Genomic DNA, 300 nt, shown 5'->3' with positions numbered 1-300 from the left:
CGTCGGTGGTGGGCATTGCGCTCAGCATCGCCACCCGCCATCTGGGGCATAGCTATCAGCGGCTGGCGATCGTGCTGTGGTTGCAGGGCGCGGGCGTGCTGGCGGCCTGGTTGCTGCCGGGGATCAGCGGTCTGGTGGTGGGCGCGCTGCTGGTGGGCGGTGGCTTCTTATGCGCCGTACAGCTTTCATTACTCTACGGACGTGAACTGGCACCGGAACACACCCGCTATATGGCGGGGCTGCTGACCACCGGGTATGCCATCGGTCAACTGGTGGGGCCGATGACCTCGGCGCTGTCGA

Annotated in this window: 1 protein-coding gene; it reads left to right on the top strand. The window is 66.0% G+C overall.

Going from position 1 to position 300, the window contains the following annotated elements:
• Positions 1–300: YbfB/YjiJ family MFS transporter (locus tag GM30_RS02965; protein WP_155483909.1), on the top strand; the 300-nt coding region annotated here is incomplete at both ends.

It is taken from the genome of Trabulsiella odontotermitis (genome assembly GCF_001188485.1).
In the GTDB taxonomy this organism is placed as follows: Bacteria; Pseudomonadota; Gammaproteobacteria; order Enterobacterales; family Enterobacteriaceae; genus Trabulsiella; species Trabulsiella odontotermitis_A.
This window is presented reverse-complemented; position numbering and strand designations above follow the sequence as displayed.